20 protein-coding genes are annotated in these 16,388 nt (G+C 74.4%); 11 read left to right on the top strand and 9 right to left on the bottom strand.

Annotated elements, in window-relative coordinates; genetic code table 11:
* Positions 1-3: 3 nt before the first annotated feature.
* The 5 genes from ACT7CP_RS01975 to ACT7CP_RS01995 all read right to left on the bottom strand — a co-directional run bounded on the left by ACT7CP_RS01975 (position 4) and on the right by ACT7CP_RS01995 (position 4,270).
* A complete protein-coding gene (locus ACT7CP_RS01975) occupies positions 4-906 on the bottom strand; it encodes a hypothetical protein (RefSeq protein WP_445443164.1) in 903 nt (300 codons plus the stop codon).
* A gap of 95 nt (positions 907-1,001) precedes the next feature.
* Positions 1,002-1,631: an SDR family oxidoreductase gene (locus ACT7CP_RS01980; protein ID WP_445443165.1), complete on the bottom strand. Its 630-nt coding sequence runs from the start codon at positions 1,629-1,631 to the stop codon at positions 1,002-1,004.
* The gene (locus tag ACT7CP_RS01985) at positions 1,628-3,052 is read right to left on the bottom strand and encodes a DUF6421 family protein (protein ID WP_445443166.1); all 1,425 of its coding nucleotides are present in this window, start codon (positions 3,050-3,052) and stop codon (positions 1,628-1,630) included. Before ACT7CP_RS01985 ends, ACT7CP_RS01980 begins: the two co-directional genes overlap by 4 nt.
* 139 nt (positions 3,053-3,191) lie before the next feature.
* Positions 3,192-3,728 (bottom strand): GNAT family N-acetyltransferase, encoded by a 537-nt coding sequence (locus ACT7CP_RS01990; RefSeq protein WP_445443167.1) that lies wholly within the window; start codon positions 3,726-3,728, stop codon positions 3,192-3,194.
* A 14-nt stretch (positions 3,729-3,742) separates the two neighbouring features.
* The gene (locus tag ACT7CP_RS01995; protein ID WP_445443168.1) at positions 3,743-4,270 is read right to left on the bottom strand and encodes a GNAT family N-acetyltransferase; all 528 of its coding nucleotides are present in this window, start codon (positions 4,268-4,270) and stop codon (positions 3,743-3,745) included.
* A gap of 128 nt (positions 4,271-4,398) precedes the next feature.
* Here ACT7CP_RS01995 and ACT7CP_RS02000 point away from each other — a divergent pair, with 128 nt between their 5' ends.
* From ACT7CP_RS02000 to ACT7CP_RS02035, 8 genes are all read left to right on the top strand, one after another.
* Positions 4,399-5,616 (top strand): inorganic phosphate transporter, encoded by a 1,218-nt coding sequence (locus tag ACT7CP_RS02000; protein ID WP_445443169.1) that lies wholly within the window; start codon positions 4,399-4,401, stop codon positions 5,614-5,616.
* Positions 5,617-5,626: 10 nt separating this feature from the next.
* On the top strand, positions 5,627-5,938 hold the full coding sequence (locus ACT7CP_RS02005; RefSeq protein WP_445443170.1) for a hypothetical protein: 312 nt from the start codon (positions 5,627-5,629) through the stop codon (positions 5,936-5,938).
* A gap of 2 nt (positions 5,939-5,940) precedes the next feature.
* Entirely contained in the window at positions 5,941-6,633 is a 693-nt protein-coding gene (locus ACT7CP_RS02010; RefSeq protein WP_445443171.1) for a DUF3349 domain-containing protein, read from the top strand.
* An 89-nt stretch (positions 6,634-6,722) separates the two neighbouring features.
* A complete protein-coding gene (locus tag ACT7CP_RS02015; RefSeq protein ID WP_445443172.1) occupies positions 6,723-7,556 on the top strand; it encodes an alpha/beta fold hydrolase in 834 nt (277 codons plus the stop codon).
* Positions 7,549-8,121: a TetR/AcrR family transcriptional regulator gene (locus tag ACT7CP_RS02020; RefSeq protein ID WP_445443173.1), complete on the top strand. Its 573-nt coding sequence runs from the start codon at positions 7,549-7,551 to the stop codon at positions 8,119-8,121. Before ACT7CP_RS02015 ends, ACT7CP_RS02020 begins: the two co-directional genes overlap by 8 nt.
* A 67-nt stretch (positions 8,122-8,188) precedes the next feature.
* A complete protein-coding gene (locus tag ACT7CP_RS02025) occupies positions 8,189-8,845 on the top strand; it encodes a TetR/AcrR family transcriptional regulator (RefSeq protein ID WP_445443174.1) in 657 nt (218 codons plus the stop codon).
* Positions 8,842-10,542: an MDR family MFS transporter gene (locus tag ACT7CP_RS02030; protein ID WP_445443175.1), complete on the top strand. Its 1,701-nt coding sequence runs from the start codon at positions 8,842-8,844 to the stop codon at positions 10,540-10,542. Before ACT7CP_RS02025 ends, ACT7CP_RS02030 begins: the two co-directional genes overlap by 4 nt.
* Positions 10,543-10,673: 131 nt before the next feature.
* On the top strand, positions 10,674-11,111 hold the full coding sequence (locus ACT7CP_RS02035) for an SRPBCC family protein (protein WP_445443176.1): 438 nt from the start codon (positions 10,674-10,676) through the stop codon (positions 11,109-11,111).
* Between the two features lie 25 nt (positions 11,112-11,136).
* Here the strand turns inward: ACT7CP_RS02035 and ACT7CP_RS02040 are convergent, their stop codons facing one another.
* Complete coding sequence (locus ACT7CP_RS02040; RefSeq protein ID WP_445443177.1) at positions 11,137-11,802, bottom strand: TetR/AcrR family transcriptional regulator; 666 nt, start codon at positions 11,800-11,802, stop codon at positions 11,137-11,139.
* Between the two features lie 111 nt (positions 11,803-11,913).
* Here ACT7CP_RS02040 and ACT7CP_RS02045 point away from each other — a divergent pair, with 111 nt between their 5' ends.
* Entirely contained in the window at positions 11,914-12,840 is a 927-nt protein-coding gene (locus tag ACT7CP_RS02045; RefSeq protein WP_445443178.1) for an SDR family NAD(P)-dependent oxidoreductase, read from the top strand.
* A gap of 14 nt (positions 12,841-12,854) precedes the next feature.
* Here the strand turns inward: ACT7CP_RS02045 and ACT7CP_RS02050 are convergent, their stop codons facing one another.
* Positions 12,855-13,214, bottom strand: a complete 360-nt coding sequence (locus tag ACT7CP_RS02050; protein WP_445443179.1) for a hypothetical protein — start codon at positions 13,212-13,214, stop codon at positions 12,855-12,857.
* Positions 13,215-13,384: 170 nt separating this feature from the next.
* On the opposite strand from ACT7CP_RS02050, the gene ACT7CP_RS02055 reads away from it, so the two are divergent.
* Positions 13,385-14,308, top strand: coding sequence for an AEC family transporter (locus ACT7CP_RS02055; RefSeq protein WP_445443180.1), 924 nt, complete (start codon positions 13,385-13,387; stop codon positions 14,306-14,308).
* Positions 14,309-14,410: 102 nt separating this feature from the next.
* Here the strand turns inward: ACT7CP_RS02055 and ACT7CP_RS02060 are convergent, their stop codons facing one another.
* A complete protein-coding gene (locus ACT7CP_RS02060; protein ID WP_413962243.1) occupies positions 14,411-14,569 on the bottom strand; it encodes a hypothetical protein in 159 nt (52 codons plus the stop codon).
* Positions 14,570-14,703: 134 nt separating this feature from the next.
* Complete coding sequence (locus tag ACT7CP_RS02065) at positions 14,704-15,660, bottom strand: NAD-dependent epimerase/dehydratase family protein (RefSeq protein ID WP_445443181.1); 957 nt, start codon at positions 15,658-15,660, stop codon at positions 14,704-14,706.
* 37 nt (positions 15,661-15,697) lie between these two features.
* Here ACT7CP_RS02065 and ACT7CP_RS02070 point away from each other — a divergent pair, with 37 nt between their 5' ends.
* A complete protein-coding gene (locus tag ACT7CP_RS02070) occupies positions 15,698-16,225 on the top strand; it encodes a GrpB family protein (protein ID WP_445443182.1) in 528 nt (175 codons plus the stop codon).
* The last annotated feature ends 163 nt before the right edge of the window (positions 16,226-16,388 follow it).

Here is a 16,388-nt window from a genome sequence, read left to right on the forward strand (position 1 = left end):
CGCTCAGCAGCTGATCGTCAGCAGGCCGCCCTCGACCGCCGCGGTCGTCTCCGTGACGACCTCGAAGGCCGCGTCCCCGGCCCGCACCGTGACGATCGACATGCCCGCCCACACCGGGTGCGGCTCGGAGGTGGTCGACGTGATCGCGTGGCGCAGGATCCGCAGCCGGTCGAGCGAGAGCGTCGCCGTGCGCCGGCGGAGGATCTGGTGCCGCCGCGTGATCACCAGCAGCTCGCGGGGCGTGCACGCGGCCACCGCGCCGGCGACGCTCATGGGCCGCAGCCGCTGCCACGCGCCCGCGAGGCCCGTGGCGAGGGGGACGAGCGGCGTCCGCGGCCGGGAGGAGAGGTGGCGGAGATCGGGATCGCGCGCCGCGAGGTCGTAGAACGCCGCCGCGACGCCCGCCTCGTCCGTCCCGACGTCGACGCGCGGGGCGACGCCCTGGGCCCGGGCCGGCGCGGAGGCGGGGATCCCGCCGGCTTCGCCCGCGAGCGACACCAGCAGCTCGGTCAGCTCGACGACGACGTCGACGGAGGCGCCGTTGAACGGGATCCGCAGGGCCGTGCCGTCGGCCGCGTGCAGCGTGAGCAGCCCGTCGAGCAGGTCGACGCTGTCGCGCACGGCCACGAGGTCGGCGAAGGGGATGCGGTGCGCGGTGAAGGCGGATCCGTCGCGCGACAGCACCTCCAGCTCCCGGTCGCCGACCACGACGAGGTGCTCGTACAGGTCCATGGTCGGATCGGTGTCGCGCCGCGGGATGTCGCGCGGAACCTTGAGCACGAGCCGGGCGGCGAACGGGTCGACGCCGTGCGGGCGGAAGAGGCGGGGGATCTCCTCGGCCGTGCGGACCGCGTCGATCCAGGGCCCGAAGGCGTCGTGCTCGGCGGTTCTGGCGGGCGGGGTCACGCTGCGAACGTACCCCGGCGGACGCCGCGAGCCGAGGGGAGGGGCGTGCCCTCTCCGGGGCGGCCGCCGTGTGGTACGGCGGCCGCCGGGAGGCCTCAGCCCTCGATGAGGTCGCGCTCCGGCGGCACGGCCGTCCAGAGCCCCACGACCCGACGGGCGAGCGCCCGCTCGAGGCCGCCGAGCGCCTTGACCACGAAGACCGTCGTGCGGGCGGGGGATCCGGCCTTCGAGAAGCCGCGGTCGACCGCGCGCACCCACGTCTCGGCGGCGACCTTCGCGGTCGAGTAGTTCGCGCCGCCCGGGTAGGGACGCTGCACGGCGGTGGAGGAGACGATGGCGAGGCGACCCGCCTCCGACGCCTGCAGGTCGGCGTCGAAGGCGCGCGTGGTGTTGCGGAGCGTGGTGACGAGCCGCTCGTGCAGGAAGTCCCAGTCGTCGTCGGTCTGGCCCTCGAGGCCGTTGCCGCCGCGCCAGCCGCCGACCAGGTGGATGAGGCCGTCGACGCCGCCGAGGTCCGCGCGGATCCGCGCCGCCAGGTCGACGACGGCCGCGTGGTCGGCGAGGTCGCACACCTCGCGGCGGGACGCGTCGACGCCCTCGAGCCGCCCGGCGTCCGTGCCGACCGCGACGACGCGCGCGCCGGCCGCCGTCAGCTCGGAGCACACGGCGCGGCCCGCGGCGCTCGAGGCGCCCGCGACCACGACCACGCGCCCGTCGACGCTCATGCCGCCTGCCCCGTGATCCCAGCGGTCGACCCGATCACGTCGCGCATCTTCTTCTCCAGCGCCTCGAAGAACATGCTCAGCGGGAACTCGTCGTCGAGCACGAGGTCGGTGAGCCCCTTGGGCGGCCCGTCGAGCGGCAGCGCGTCCGGCCCCTTCGCCCACACCGACGCCGGGTGCGGCGTCACCGTCTCCGTGACCATCGCGTACGCGGCCAGCCAGTGCGCGGTCTTCGGCCGGTCGATGGAGCGCCAGTAGAGGTCGTTCACCCGGTCGGCGAGCGCCACCACCACGTCGGCGACGTCGTCCCAGTCGATCGTGAGGCGGGTGTCGGTCCAGTGCAGGACGTGGTGCTGGTGCAGCCACGCGAACAGCAGCTGTCCGCCGAGGCCGTCGTAGTTGCGGACGCGGGATCCGGTGATGGCGAAGCGGAAGATCCGGTCGAAGATCACCGCGTGCTGCACGAGCCCGGCGCGCTCGAGCAGGGCGTCGTCGGCGGCGGTGCGCTCGGCGGGATCCATGGCCGCGAGGCGGCGCTGGATGGCGACGGCCTCGCGGAAGGCGGTGAGGTCGCAGCGCAGCTCCTCGATCGAGTAGAGGAAGAACGGCATGCGCTGCTTGATCATGAACGGGTCGAACGGCAGGTCGCCGCGCATGTGCGTGCGGTCGTGGATGAGGTCCCACATCACGAAGGTCTCCTCCGCGAGCCGCTGATCGTCCAGCAGGCGGCGCGCGTCCTCCGGCAGTTCGAGCTTCGTGACCTCGGCGGCGTGGCGCACCACGCGGCGGAAGCGGGCGGCCTCGCGGTCGGCGAAGATCGCGCCCCAGGTGAAGGTCGGGATCTCGCGCATGGCGACGGTCTCGGGGAACAGCACCGCGGAGTTGGTGTCGTAGCCGGGCGTGAAGTCGACGAAGCGGATGGGGACGAACAGCGCGTTGCCGTAGTCGCCCGCCTCCAGCTCCGCCACGAACTCCGGCCAGACGACCTCGATGAGCACGGCCTCGACGAGCCGGCTCGCGCTGCCGTTCTGCGTCGTCATCGGGAAGACGACGAGGTGCCGGATCCCGTCGACGCGGTCGCGCTGCGGCTGGAACGCGGTGAGCGCGTCGAGGAAGTCGGGGACGCCGAGGCCGGCGTCGACCCAGCGGGCGAAGTCCACGTCGAGCGCGGCGAGGTAGGCCGCGTCGTGCGGGAAGAGTGGGGCGAGGGCGCGGACGGAGTCGCGGATCACGCCGACGAGGCGCGCGGCCTCGGCGTGCTGCACGGCGTCGGGGACCGAGCCGTCCTTCGCCTGCATCGGCTGCAGCGCGACGGCGGCGGCCTTGAGGGCGAGCCAGGCGGGGGAGGAGGCGACGGTGCGCGCGTCCTCGACGACCTCGGGCTCACCGATGACGGCTGTTGCGGCGGGTGCGGCGCTGGACATGGATCGACCTCCGATCGTGCGGGTGGCGTGCGGTTCCTCCACCGTAACGGCGGGATCGGCGCGGGATCGTGTCCCGCGAGCGGGATCGCCGCGTGGATCCGGCCGGCGGCGCAGCATCCGTGCGCCGACGGCCCGCCGGTCAGTCGATGTCGTCCCACGGCACGGGCGTCGTCGTCCCCGCCTCGTGATCCCGCCGGAGGATCCCGTAGCCGACCGAGTCGCGCGGCGCCGCGCCCGCGACCGGCCAGCCGTCGCGGTAGTGCGCCTCCTTCACGAAGCCCGCCGCGAGGAGCGTGCGCCGCATGGCCCGGTTGTCGTCGCGGGTCTGCCCCTCGAAGCGCGTCGCCGCCGGGTACGTCCGGAACACGTGGTCCGTCAGCGCCCGCAGCACGTGCACGCCGAGCCCGCGGCCGCGGGACGTCTCGGCGAGGCGCAGGTCGAACATGATCCCCGGATCCCCGATGTCGTCGAGCACGACGAGGCCCACCCGCCCGGACCCCGCGACCTCGACCCACAGCGCCGCGTGCTCCGGCGCGTCGAAGTCGCCCCCGGCGAGGCGCCGGTGGACGTCCGCGGCGGTCGGCCGCGGCGTCACGTGGAACGGGAACGCGTTGCCGGTGAGGAACGCGCGCAGGTCGTCGGCCTCCGAGGCGGCATCGACCGGCACGAGCCGCACCCCGGGATCCGCCGTCACCACGGCGGGCCGCACAGGTCGAGCTCGCCGTCCGCGGGCGCGGGCAGGCGGCCGGGCCGGATCCGGGTCGGCTCGTAGTCGAGGACCACGCGCTGGCCGCCCTGCTCCATCCACGTCGTGCCGGCGAACGGCAGGAAGCCCACCTGGGCGTAGTAGCCGAACATGCGCGGGTGGCAGATCAGCTGCGTGAGGTCGGGGTCGTGCGCGTCGACGGCCTCGAGGGCCCGGTCGAGCGCGGCGCGGCCGTAGCCCCGGCCCCGCAGGGACGGGTGGCTCGCCACGCCGCCGATCCCGGCCAGCCGCACGGGCCTCCCGTCGAGCGTCCCGGCGCGGTGCACGATCGCGACCATCGCGGCCACGCCCCCCTCGGGGTCGCGCGCGAGGACGGTCTGGTCGGCGTGCGACCAGGTCATGCGGCTCGCCGGGTCGTCCGGCGGCAGCGCGAAGGCCAGGTCGGTGAGGACGCCGGTCGCCGCGCGGTCGGCGGGGGAGAGGTCGGCGGAGGCGTGCAGCTCGGTGATCACTCGGGTCCTCGCGTTCGGGCGGGCCGCGTCGCCCGCCCTCCTCATTCTCCACAGGGCGGGGTGAACAGCGGATGAACCCGCCGGTCCTCCATTGAGGGGACACGCGGGCCGGGCGCATGCTCGTCGCCGTGGACCCCTTCATCCTCCTCGTGCTCGTCGTCATCACGGCGCTCGCCTTCGACTTCACCAACGGCTTCCACGACACCGCGAACGCGATGGCGACCTCCATCGCGACCGGCGCGCTGAAGCCGAAGGTCGCCGTCACCCTGTCCGCCGTGCTCAACCTGGTGGGCGCGTTCCTCAGCATCGAGGTCGCGCTGACGGTCACGAACGCGGTCGTCCGGATCCAGGACGCGAGCGGAGCGCCCGACCCGGCGCTCCTCGAGGGCGGCGGATCCGCGCTCCTGCTCATCGTGCTGGCGGGGCTCATCGGCGGCATCGTCTGGAACCTGCTCACCTGGCTGCTGGGGCTCCCCTCGAGCTCGTCGCACGCGCTGTTCGGCGGCCTCATCGGGTCCACGCTCGCGGGCCTCGGGGTCGACGGGGTCAACTGGGCGGGCGACGGCTCGAAGCTCGACGGCGTGGTCGGGAAGGTGATCCTCCCGGCGCTCATGTCGCCGATCCTCGCGGGGGCGGTGGCCGCGATCGGCACGTGGCTGGTGTTCCGGATCATCGGGAACCTGGCGGGGCGCGGCCTCGACCGCACCTTCCGCATCGGCCAGATCGGCAGCGCCTCGCTCGTCTCCCTCGCGCACGGCACGAACGACGCGCAGAAGACCATGGGCGTCATCACGCTCGCGCTCATCGCGGCCGGCGGCTGGACGGACACGGAGGCGGTGCCGTTCTGGGTGAAGCTGAGCTGCGCGCTCGCCATCTCGCTGGGCACCTACATCGGCGGCTGGCGCATCATCCGCACGGTCGGCAAGGGCCTCGTCGAGATCGACACGCACCAGGGGATGGCGGCCGAGAGCTCGTCGGCCGCGGTCATCCTCGCGTCCAGCCACCTGGGCTTCGCGCTCTCCACCACGCACGTGGCCACGGGCTCGATCCTCGGATCCGGCGTCGGCCGCCCCGGCGCGCAGGTGCGCTGGCGCGTGGCGCTGCGCATGGTCGTCGCATGGGTGATCACCCTCCCGGCCGCCGGGCTCGTCGGCGCGGTCATGTGGTGGCTCGGCCATCTCCTCGGCGGCGCGGCCGGCGGCATCGCCATCACGCTCGTGCTCGTCGCCGTGGCGGTCACCGTCTACGTGCGCTCGCGCAAGGACGACGTCGGCGCGCACAACGTGAACGACGAGTGGTCGGACGAGAAGCCCACCCGCCCCGCCCCCCAGCCCGCCGACGCCTGAAGGATCCGCCATGCTGCCCCTCTTCCTCACCGCCGTCGGCCAGGTCGCCGTCGTCGCCCTCGTCCTCGGCGCGGGCCTTCCCGCCCTCTTCGCGCTCGGCGTGCGGTCCTTCGCGCTCGCCAGCCCGGACACCAGCGGCCGTCTCGCCGGATCCGACACCGCGGCCCGCCTGCCGGTCCCCGTCCTGCGGGTGCTCGGCGCGCTCTGCTTCGCGGTCGTCGTGCTCGCGGTGGTCGCGGGCCTCACGGTCATCATCGCGACGGGCCTCGGCCAGACCGTGAGCTTCGAGCACGTCATCCCGACCTTCACGTCGAAGGGCTGACCATGGCCGACAGCGGATCCGCCGACCCCGTCGACGCGGGCACCGCCGCCGCGCGCGACCGGGGAATCGTGCAGCGCGTCGTGGGCTGGCTCCGCGCCGGCTACCCGTCCGGCGTGCCGGACCAGGACTACGTGCCGCTCCTCGGGATCCTCCGCCGCAGCCTCACCGCGGAGGAGCTCGAGCAGGTGGTCGACCAGCTCGTCGACGACGCGGCCGCGGCCGACGCGGCGGGCGAGGAGATCGGCCGGCGCCACCTCCGCGAGCGCGTCGAGGCGCTCCTCCTCGGGCCCGCCCTGCCCGAGGACCTCGTGCGCGTCTCGGCCCGGCTCGCCGCCGCGGGCTGGCCGCTCGGATCCCCGGACGACCTGCACGAGCCCGACGCGGCCGACGCGCGCGCCACCGAGCGCACCGGCCTCGTCGCCCGCGTCGTCGCGTGGCTCCGTGCCGGCTACCCCGCCGGCCTCCCCGAGCGGGACTTCGTGCCGCTCGTCGCGCTGCTCCGCCGACGGCTGAGCGACGACGAGGTCCGCGAGGTGGCCGCCCGCCTCGCGAGAGAGGGCGGACTGCCCGCCCGGCGGATCGACGTGGCGGACGCGATCGCGGGCCTCACCTCCGAGATGCCGTCCGACGAGGACGTCGAGCGCGTGCGCGCCTACCTCGCGACGCACGGCTGGCCCGACGGGTTCGGGATCTGACGCCCGGGGGCCCTTGACGCCGTGGCTAATGGTGCTAGCTTGTAGCTAACGCGGTAAGCCACCGCGATCATCCGCACCTGGAGGCGCACATGTCCGAGTCCCTGACCACCGACGGCGGCACCCTCGCCTACGAGCTGAGCGGCAGCACCGGCCCGCTCCTCGTCCTCGCCCACGGCATGGGCGACAGCCGGGAGGCGTACCGCTTCCTCACGCCCCTCCTGGTGGAGGCGGGCTACCGGGTCGCCGCCGTGGACCTGCGCGGCCACGGCGAGTCCAGCGTCGGATGGGCCGGCCACACCCGCACCGACATCGCCGGCGACCTGATCCGGCTCGTCGAGCACCTGGGTGGCCCCGCGGTCCTGGTCGGCCACTCGATCGCCGGCGGTGCCGTCACCATCGCCGCAGCCATGGCCCCGCACCTCGTCACCGCCGTGGTCGAGCTGGCGCCGTTCACCCGGAAGCAGGCGCTCTCGCTCTCCGACCTCCGCGACCCCGCCTTCCGCCGCGGCATGCGCCACCTCCTGGGCACGACCGTGCTGCGCAGCTCGCGGGAGTGGCTGCGGTACCTCGACGTCGCCTACCCCGGCATCCGGCCGGCCGACCACGCCGCCCGCCTGGAGCGGATCCGCGCGATGCTCGCCGAGCCCGGCCGGATGGCGGCGCTCCGGGCCATGGGCTCGGGCACCCCGGCGGACGCCGGCGCGCAGCTGGGGAACGTGCGCTGCCCGGTCCTCGTGGTGCAGGGCGGCGCGGACTGCGACTGGGCTGACCCGCGCGCCGAGGGCGAGGCGATCGTCGCCGCCCTGCCCGCCGGCCTCGGTCGCCTCGAGGTCATCCAGGGCGCCGGGCACTACCCGCACACCCAGTACCCTGCCGAGGTGGCGACCGCGATGACGACCTTCCTGGCGAGCGCGCATGCCTAGGGCCGGCCTCGACACCGCCTCGGTCGTCGCCGCCGGCGCCGACCTCGCCGACGAGATCGGCTTCGCGGAGCTGACCATGGGCCGGCTGGCCGAGCGGGTCGGCGTCCGCACCCCCTCCCTCTACAAGCACGTCGCCGGCCAGGACGACCTCGCCCGGCGCATCGCCGCCCGCGCCCTCGACGAGGTGGCGGACGCGATCGGCGCCGCCATCCAGGGGCGCGCGGGCCGCGACGCCCTGCGGGCCGCCGCCCATGCGCTCCGCGGGTTCATCCTCGCCCACCCCGGCCGGTACGCCGCCACCGTCGGCGTCGAGGTCACGGGCCCCGAGGATCCGATCGCCGTCGCGTCGGCGCGCGGGCTCGAGCCCTTCGTGGCGGTGCTCCGCGGATACGACCTCCCGGAGGCCGACGCCACCCACGCGCTGCGCGCGCTCCGCAGCATCTTCCACGGCTTCGCCACCATCGAAGCCGACGGCGGCTTCCAGTGGGGCACCGCCACCGACGCGAGCTTCGACTGGCTCATCGACCTCGTCGACCTCGGCCTGCGCGCGAAGCCGGGGGAGTAGCGCCGCTCCCGCCCTCCGCCTCCCGTCCTCCGCACGCGGCTTGCACTCCGTGGCGTAAAGTGCAAACATGCACTCCGTGACTGATGGTGCAACGGGACTCCGTGAGCGACGGCGCAAGGAGACCTCCGCCCGCCTCGCGACGCTGGCCCGGCGGCTCACCGCCGAGCGCGGCCTCGCCGGCTTCACGATCGAGGAGGTCTGCGAGCAGGCGGGCGTCTCCCGCCGCACCTTCTTCAACCACTTCGCCTCCAAGGAGGACGCGCTGCTCGGGCGCTCCTCGCGCCTCGACACCGCGGACCTCGACGAGGCCTTCGTGGCCGCCGGCGACTCGCGGGATCCGGCACTCTCGCCCACGCTCCTCGGGGACCTCGCGGAGCTGTGCCTCGCCCGCTGGTCCCGGCTCGAGATCGACGGCACCGCGCTGCAGGACATGCACGCGGCCATGCGTCGCGAGCCGGGCCTCCTCATCCGCGCCATCGAGGCGTCCGTGGAGGACGAGGACACCGACGCGATCCTCGTCGAGCGGCGCGAGGGCCTCGCCCGCGGCGACCTCCGCGCGGCCGCCGTCGTGCAGATCGTCGCCGCCCTGGCGCGCGCGAGCGGCCGCGAGTACCTCGCGCCCGGCAACTCCGACCCCATCGACCTGATCCTCCGGCGGCGCCTCGACGCCGCCCGCGAGGTCATGCTCCCCACCTCCCTCTCTCAGCCCGAACGGACCCCATGACCGCCACCGCCCCCGCGCCCCTCCTGCTCACGCAGCGGCGCATCTGGATCATCTTCTCGGCGCTCATCGCCGGCATGCTCCTGTCGAGCCTCGACCAGACCATCGTCTCCACCGCGATGCCGACCATCGTCGGCGAGCTCGGCGGCGTCGACCACCAGGTCTGGATCACGACGGCGTACCTGCTCGCCACCACGATCGTCATGCCCATCTACGGCAAGTTCGGCGACGTGCTCGGGCGGCGGAACCTGTTCCTCGCGGCCATCGCGATCTTCACGCTCGCCTCGGTCGGCTGCGCGTTCGCGGGCGACTTCTGGTCGTTCGTCGTCTTCCGCGCGGCCCAGGGCCTCGGCGGCGGCGGGCTCATGATCCTGTCGCAGTCGATCATCGCGGACATCGTGCCGGCCAACCAGCGCGGCAGGTACCTCGGCCCGCTCGGCGGCATCTTCGGCCTGTCGGCCGTCGGCGGCCCGCTCCTCGGCGGGTTCTTCGTCGACCACCTCACCTGGCAGTGGGCCTTCTACATCAACATCCCCATCGGGATCGCGGCGTTCGTCGTCGCCTTCATCACGCTGACGCTGCCGAGCAAGAAGGCCACCAAGCGGATCGACGTGGCCGGCGTGGTGCTGCTGTCGATCGCCACCACCTGCCTCATCTTCTTCACCGACTTCGGCGGCGACAGGGCGTACGGCTGGGGATCCCTCGCCACGTGGGCGTGGGGCCTCGGGCTCGTGGTCGCGGCGTCGCTGTTCGTGTTCACGGAGTCGCGCGCGGACGACCCGGTCATCCCGCTCAGCCTCTTCCGGAACCCCGTCTTCGTGAACGCCACCGCCATCGGGCTCGCGCTCGGCATCGGCATGTTCGCGGCCATCGGCTTCGTGCCGACGTTCCTGCAGATGTCGACCGGCACCTCGGCGGCCGTCTCGGGGCTGCTGCTCCTGCCGATGATGGTGGGCCTCATCGGCATGTCGATCGTGTCGGGCATCCTCATCAGCCGCACGGGCCGCTACCGGATCTTCCCCATCGTCGGCACGCTCCTCACGATGCTGGCGCTCGTGCTGATGACGTCGCTCACCGCCCAGACCCCGGTCTGGCTGATCTGCGTGTTCCTGTTCATCTTCGGGCTGGGGCTCGGGCTCATCATGCAGGTGGTCGTGCTCGTGGTGCAGAACGCGGTGCCCGCCGCGCAGATCGGCACGGCGACCAGCACGAACAACTACTTCCGCGAGGTCGGCGCCGCGCTCGGCACCGCCGTCTTCGGCACGTTGTTCACGACGCGGCTCACCGAGAACCTCACGGGCGTCTTCGCCGGCGCGGGTGCGGCCCCGGGCGACGCGGCGGCCTCGGCCAGCAGCATCGACCCGCAGACCCTGAACGCGCTGCCGGACGCGGTGCGCGACGGGATCGTCGACGCGTACGCCGACGCGCTGGCGCCCGTGTTCTGGTACCTCGTGCCGTTCATCGGCATCGCGTTCGTGCTCTCGCTCTTCCTCAAGCAGATCCCGCTGTCCGACGTCGCGGGGCTCGTGGCCCGCGGCGAGGCGGTGGGCGGCGAGGAGGCCGAGCGGCTCGAGGCGGAGCAGCGTGCGGGCACCCGCCCCGGTGCCCAGCCGGCGCAGGCGACCGGGCCGGACGCGGCCGACGACGCGTCGCGGATCGCGGTGCCGTCGAGCGATGCGCGGGACGTCCCCGGGAGCTGACCCCCGCATCCCCCGGGAAAGCCACCCGTTGACACGGCCGCGCGCGGCTGGTCGACTCCACCTAGGGCCGCCGTCTCCTCGCGGAGGCGGCGGCCCTTCCGAAGTCCCCTCGAGCACCATCGGAGGTCGCCGTGAGCGCGCCCATCGTCATCACCCGCACGTTCGCGGCCCCGCGGGAGCGCGTCTTCGACGCGTGGACCACGCCGGCCGACTTCTCCGCCTGGTTCGGCACCGCCGCCGTCGAGGTCCCGCTGGACGCCCTGCACATGGACGTGCGCGAGGGCGGCGCCTGGAACGCCGTGATGCTGCTGCCCGATGGCGGCTCCCTCCTCTGGGCCGGGCACTACGTCGAGCTCGACCGGCCGTCGCGCATCGCCATGACCATGACGGACGTGCCCGACGAGCCGGCGGGGGACCCGATCGAGGTCGACCTCGAGGAGGTCGCGGGCGGGGCGACGCGCATGACCCTGACCCAGACGGCGGGCGAGTTCACGGCCGAGCAGCGCGAGATGACGATCGAGGGCTGGAGCTCGTTCTTCGACGTGATGGAGGGGCTGGTCGCGCCCTAGCCGCGCGACGGGCGACCCGCTCCGCTCACGTGCGCGGCAGCGCCCCCAGGAGCGCCGACGTGATCGCGAGCCGCAGGGCGTCCCGCGGCTCCAGGTGCAGGGCGGCGAGCGCGGGCTCCGCGGCGTAGGCCGCGACGAGGCTGGCCGGCGGCGGCGCGTAGGCCGCCAGGGCGCCCGCCGTCACGAGGCTCATCAGGCAGAACAGCTGCGCACCGTCGCCGAGCTCGGGCAGGTGGCGGGACACGAGGTCGGTCATGGTCGCGAGGCGTGCGAGCGACGCCCGCTTGTGCCGCGTGACGACCTCGACCGACACGTTGTGCTCCAGCACGCCGCCCTGCGCGCCGAACAGGTCGCACAGCACGGGCCGGTCCGCGAGCGAGCGGCTGAGGATCTCCGCCAGCTGCCGGGCCCGGACCTCCGATGCCGCGTCCGCGTCGACGCCCGCATCGAGGTCCTCCGCGAGCTCGGCGAGCCAGCTGCCGAGGAAGTCGTCCAGCAGCTCGAGCAGCACCGCCTCGCGCGACTCGAAGTACCGCAGCACGTTCGACTTGGCGAGGCCCACCCGGCGGCTGAGCTCGTTCAGCGACAGGTCGGCGACGGGCATCTCGCGGAGCATGGCGACGGCCGTGTCGAGGATCGCGCGTCGACGGATCTCCCGCTGCTCCTCGCTCCGTGCCCGCTGGAATGTCACCCGCCCATCCTAGGAGAGACCGCCGGTCCCTTGACACGAGACCGATGGTCTCTTAGCGTGGGGTCACCACCAGACCGGTGGTCCGTTATGAGCAGCACGACGAGGAGCATCATGAGCGACGACTGGACCGAGCAGCACATCCCCGATCAGAGCGGACGGGTGGCGATCGTCACCGGCGCCAACACCGGACTGGGGTTCGAGACCGCGCGGATGCTCGCCGAGCACGGGGCCGAGGTGGTCCTGGCCGTGCGGGACGTCGAGAAGGGGGAGCGGGCCGCCGCCCGCATCGCCGGCCACGTGCGCGTGCAGGCGCTCGACCTGACCTCCCTCGCGTCGGTCCGCTCGGCGGCGGCCGACCTCCGCGCCGCCCACCCGCGCATCGACCTCCTCATCAACAACGCCGGCGTGATGTACACGCCGAAGGCGACCACCGCCGACGGCTTCGAGCTGCAGTTCGGCACCAACCACCTCGGCCACTTCGCGCTCACCGGCCTGCTGCTCGACCGGCTCCTGCCCGTCCCCGGCTCCCGCGTCGTGACGGTCAGCAGCACCGGGCACCGCATCCAGGCCGCCATCCGCTTCGACGACCTGCAGTGGGAGCGCTCGTACAGCCGGGCCGGCGCCTATGGCCAGGCCAAGCTCGCCAACCTGATGTTCACGTACGAGCTGCAGCGGCGGCTCGCGGTGCACGGCACCACGGTGGCCGTGGCCGCCCACCCCGGCGTCTCCAACACGGAGCTCACGCGCAACGTGCCCGCCGCGCTCCGGCTGCCCGTCACCTGGCTCGCGCCGCTGCTGACCCAGGAGCCCCGGATGGGCGCGCTGCCCACCGCGCGCGCGGCCACCGACCCGGGCGTCCTCGGCGGTCAGTACTTCGGACCCGGCGGGCGGGGCGAGGTGCGGGGCTTCCCGCAGCGCGTGTCCTCCAGCCCCGACTCCCACGACCCCGCGGTCCAGCGGCGCCTGTGGTCGGTGTCCGAGGAGCTCACCGGGGTGACGTTCCCCGTCGCCGCGGCGCCCGCGGTCGCGGGGGTCTGACGGTCGGGGGCCGGTCAGGGGCGCTCGGGCCGCCGCACCATGCCCACGGCGGTGATCCCCGCGGCGAGGAGGGCGAGCGCGAGCGTCACGTGGGCGGGCAGGTCGGCCGCGTCGGGACCCGCGGAGGACGGGGCCGCCGCCGGACCGGCTGCCGACTCCGACTCCGGCTCCACCTCGACGACGCGCACCGGGCTCGGGGCGGAGTCGAGGGCGAGGGCCGGCGCGGAGGATCCGGTGAGCGCGATGCCCAGCGCCGCGGCGACCACCAGCGGCATGCGGAGGCGGAGCCGGGCGCGCGCACCCGGGGTCCGGCGGGTCGCGGGGCGGGCGATGCGGCGGTGCGGCATGAGGATCCTGAGCGGGATGAGCGCCACGGCCGGAGCAGGGGCGCGGCGATGCGGTCGCGGACGCGACGTCGTCGACGCTAAGCGCGCCCGGTGACGCCGCGGTGTCCGCGCGCTGTCCCCGCCCTGAACGGCGGGCACGGGACGGCCGCGGTCGGGACCGCCCGTAGGGTGGGGAGGACGCGCGCGAGGGGAGTCGGATGATCGGGGTGCTGACCGGGTTCGCCATCATCGGCTTCATCATCGCCGTGGGCTACGCCGTCGGCCGCTCCGGGATCGCCGGGCCGGGCGCCCAGCACTCCCTCAACCGGGTCGCGTTCTTCGTCGCGACGCCCGCGCTGCTGTTCACGGTGCTCGCGAAGGCCGACCTGCACGTCGTGTTCTCCGCGTTCCTGCTCGCGTCGGCGTGCGCGGTGGCCGTGGCGGCGATCCTCTACCTCATCGTGGCGCGCGTGCTCTTCCGGCGGCCGGTCGCGGAGACCACCATCGGCGCGGCGTCGGCCAGCTACGTGAACGCCAACAACATCGGCCTGCCCGTCGCGATCTACGTGCTCGGCGACGCGCAGCTCGTCGCGCCCGTGCTGCTCCTGCAGCTGCTCGTGCTCGCGCCGACGACGCTCACGATCCTCGACATCTCGAGCCGCGGGACCGCGTCGGTGGTGGGGATCCTCACGCAGCCGCTGCGGAACCCGATGATCATCGCGTCGATGCTCGGCATCCTCATCGCGATCACGGGGCTCGAGATCCCGGACGCGGTCTACGAGCCGTTCCGGCTGATCGGCGGCGCGGCGATCCCCATCGTGCTGATGGCGTTCGGCATGTCGCTCGTGGGGCGGAAGCCGCTCGCGCCGGGATCCGGGCGCGGGGAGATCGTGGTGGCGTCGGTCATCAAGACGATCGTGATGCCGCTCGCGGCGTTCCTGCTGGCGCGGTTCGCGTTCCACCTCGACGCCGAGCAGACCTTCGCGGCGACCGTGATCGCGGGCCTGCCGACGGCGCAGAACATCTTCAACTTCGCGTCGCGTTACGAGCGCGGGGTGGTGCTGGCGCGGGATACCGTGCTCATCACGACGGTCGCGTCGATCCCGGTGCTGCTGGTGGTCGCGGCGCTGCTGGCGCCTTAGGCGCACGGCGAGCCGGGACGGCCGAGCCGGCCGGGATGCGCGCGCGGCTGTGCCCGCGGATCCGCCGGGTGGGCGGATCCGCACGGCGGGACCGAGCGGGACCTAGCGGCGGCGCGGGGGGACGGTGCGTCCGGCGGCGCGCTTCTGCGCGCGCTTGGCGTACTGCGCCTTGCCCTTGGCCATGGCGGCCTTGCCCTGGCGGCTCCGCAGGAACCTGCGGACGATCGGGACGGCGATGAACAGGAAGCGGATCAGCGGCATGGTGCTCCTCGGGGATCTGCGGGGATCGGTGGACCCCCGCCCTTCGACCTTGCCAGGAATGCGCGCGGGCGACCGGGTCGGGGCGGATGCGGGCGCGGACCGGCCAGGCGCGGGGCGCCTCGCTGAGCGGCGGGTCAGTCGCGCGGGCGCTCCCCGTCGCGGATCCACGCGATCTCGGCGCGCAGCAGCTCCGCGCCCGGGCCGACCGGCGCGTAGCCGAGCGCGAGGGACGCGCGCGTGTCCAGCACGATCGGGTGCGCCGCGGCCCACGGGTGCGCGCCGCCCTCGGCACCCGGCTCGAGCGGCACGATGCGGCCGCCCCAGCCGAGCTCGTCGGCGATGACCGCGACGATCTCGTGGGCGGGGAGGGGATCCGGGTCGGCGGCGTTGAGGATCCGCGCGCCCGGCACGTCCGCGACCCGGGCGATGAGCGCGGCCGCGTTCGCCGCCGCGGTGAGGTGGTCGACCGACGCACCGCGGTCGGCGAGCTCGATCGTCGCGGCGCCCGCGAGCATCCGCTCGACGATCGCGCGGGTGCGGGCGTTCCGCGCCCAGCGGCCGTGGACCTTGGAGGGGCGGATCACCGTGACCGGGAGGCCGCCGTCGAGGGCCGCGCGCTCCACCGCGACCTTGGAGGGCGCGTAGCCCTCGCGGGTCATCGGGTCGGTGCCGGGCGGGGCGGGCGGGAGCGTCGGGTTCCCCTCCGGGACGGGTACGGGGAGGCGCGGCGGCTCGTCGCCGTTGACGTGGCGGCCCGCGGCATCCACGTAGACGGCGCGGGAGGACGCGACGACGACGGATCCGCTCGCGCGCATCGCCGGGAGGAGCGCCGCGACGTCGGCCGCCGTGAAGGCGACGAGGTCCACGAGCAGGTCGACGCCGTCGCCGACCAGCCGCTCGATCCCCGAGGCGTCGGCACGGTCGAGCGCGTGGAAGCGGACGCCGAGGTCGGCGAGCGTCGCGGGCATCGCGAGCGGATCCCGGCCGGTCACGTCGACCGACCACCCGTCGCGCGCCAGGCGTTCCGCGGTCGCGCCGCCGATCGCGCCCGTGCCGCCGAGGATGAGGGCGCGTCGCGGGGAGGAGGGCATGGTCGTCGAGCCTAGGGGGCTCTGTAGGGTGGGCCCGATGATCCGCCTCGAGGAGCACCGCCCGGCATGGGCGAAGGCGTTCCGGGCCGAGGCGGAGCGGATCCGTCGGGCGGCAGGCGACGCGCTGACGGACGTCGAGCACATCGGCAGCACCGCCGTGCCGGGCCTCCGCGCGAAGCCGATCCTCGACCTCGCGGCCGAGGCCGCCCCCGGCGTGGATCCGTTCGGCCTCGACGAGACGCTGCGGCCGCTGGGCTACGTGCAGCACCGCACGGGTCCGCGGAACCACGGCGTGCACGTGCGCATGGCGGGCGGCGCGCGGACCCACATCCTCCACGTCTTCGCGGCGGAGGCCTGGGCGACCTGCCCGCAGCGGCTCTTCCGAGACCGCCTGCTGCGCGATCCGGATGCGCGGCGTCGCTACGACGCGCTGAAGGCGGACGTCGCGGCGACGGCCGCCGACGGCCGCGCCTACACGGCCGCGAAGCAGGGACTCGTGGAGGAGCTGGTGAACGCCGAGCGGGCGGACCGCGGCCTGCCCCCGGTGCGGGTCGGCGACAAGTGACGACGTCCGGGTGAGCGGACGCCGTCACGCCGCGTCAGGCGAGTGGTGGAGAGCTCCGGAAATCGAACCAGACGAGGCGCCCCGATAGGCGCGCTCCCCGAACGCAGGACAACGTACCGCATCGGGCGCGGCGGCTCCCGCCGGGGTGGGGACGGCCGGGTCG

Source organism: Clavibacter rahimiani, from assembly GCF_052654495.1.

What these genes read in the sequence shown, in the direction of transcription:
- ACT7CP_RS02010 (WP_445443171.1), top strand. Translation starts at nt 5,941, where the DNA reads ATGGCCGACAGCGGATCCGCCGACCCCGTCGACGCGGGCACCGCCGCC.
- ACT7CP_RS02060 (WP_413962243.1), bottom strand. Translation starts at nt 14,569, where the DNA reads ATGCCGCTGATCCGCTTCCTGTTCATCGCCGTCCCGATCGTCCGCAGG.
- ACT7CP_RS01985 (WP_445443166.1), bottom strand. Translation starts at nt 3,052, where the DNA reads ATGTCCAGCGCCGCACCCGCCGCAACAGCCGTCATCGGTGAGCCCGAG.
- ACT7CP_RS02020 (WP_445443173.1), top strand. Translation starts at nt 7,549, where the DNA reads ATGCCTAGGGCCGGCCTCGACACCGCCTCGGTCGTCGCCGCCGGCGCC.
- ACT7CP_RS02015 (WP_445443172.1), top strand. Translation starts at nt 6,723, where the DNA reads ATGTCCGAGTCCCTGACCACCGACGGCGGCACCCTCGCCTACGAGCTG.
- ACT7CP_RS02030 (WP_445443175.1), top strand. Translation starts at nt 8,842, where the DNA reads ATGACCGCCACCGCCCCCGCGCCCCTCCTGCTCACGCAGCGGCGCATC.
- ACT7CP_RS02070 (WP_445443182.1), top strand. Translation starts at nt 15,698, where the DNA reads ATGATCCGCCTCGAGGAGCACCGCCCGGCATGGGCGAAGGCGTTCCGG.
- ACT7CP_RS02055 (WP_445443180.1), top strand. Translation starts at nt 13,385, where the DNA reads ATGATCGGGGTGCTGACCGGGTTCGCCATCATCGGCTTCATCATCGCC.
- ACT7CP_RS02025 (WP_445443174.1), top strand. Translation starts at nt 8,189, where the DNA reads ATGCACTCCGTGACTGATGGTGCAACGGGACTCCGTGAGCGACGGCGC.
- ACT7CP_RS02045 (WP_445443178.1), top strand. Translation starts at nt 11,914, where the DNA reads ATGAGCGACGACTGGACCGAGCAGCACATCCCCGATCAGAGCGGACGG.
- ACT7CP_RS01980 (WP_445443165.1), bottom strand. Translation starts at nt 1,631, where the DNA reads ATGAGCGTCGACGGGCGCGTGGTCGTGGTCGCGGGCGCCTCGAGCGCC.
- ACT7CP_RS02005 (WP_445443170.1), top strand. Translation starts at nt 5,627, where the DNA reads ATGCTGCCCCTCTTCCTCACCGCCGTCGGCCAGGTCGCCGTCGTCGCC.
- ACT7CP_RS02065 (WP_445443181.1), bottom strand. Translation starts at nt 15,660, where the DNA reads ATGCCCTCCTCCCCGCGACGCGCCCTCATCCTCGGCGGCACGGGCGCG.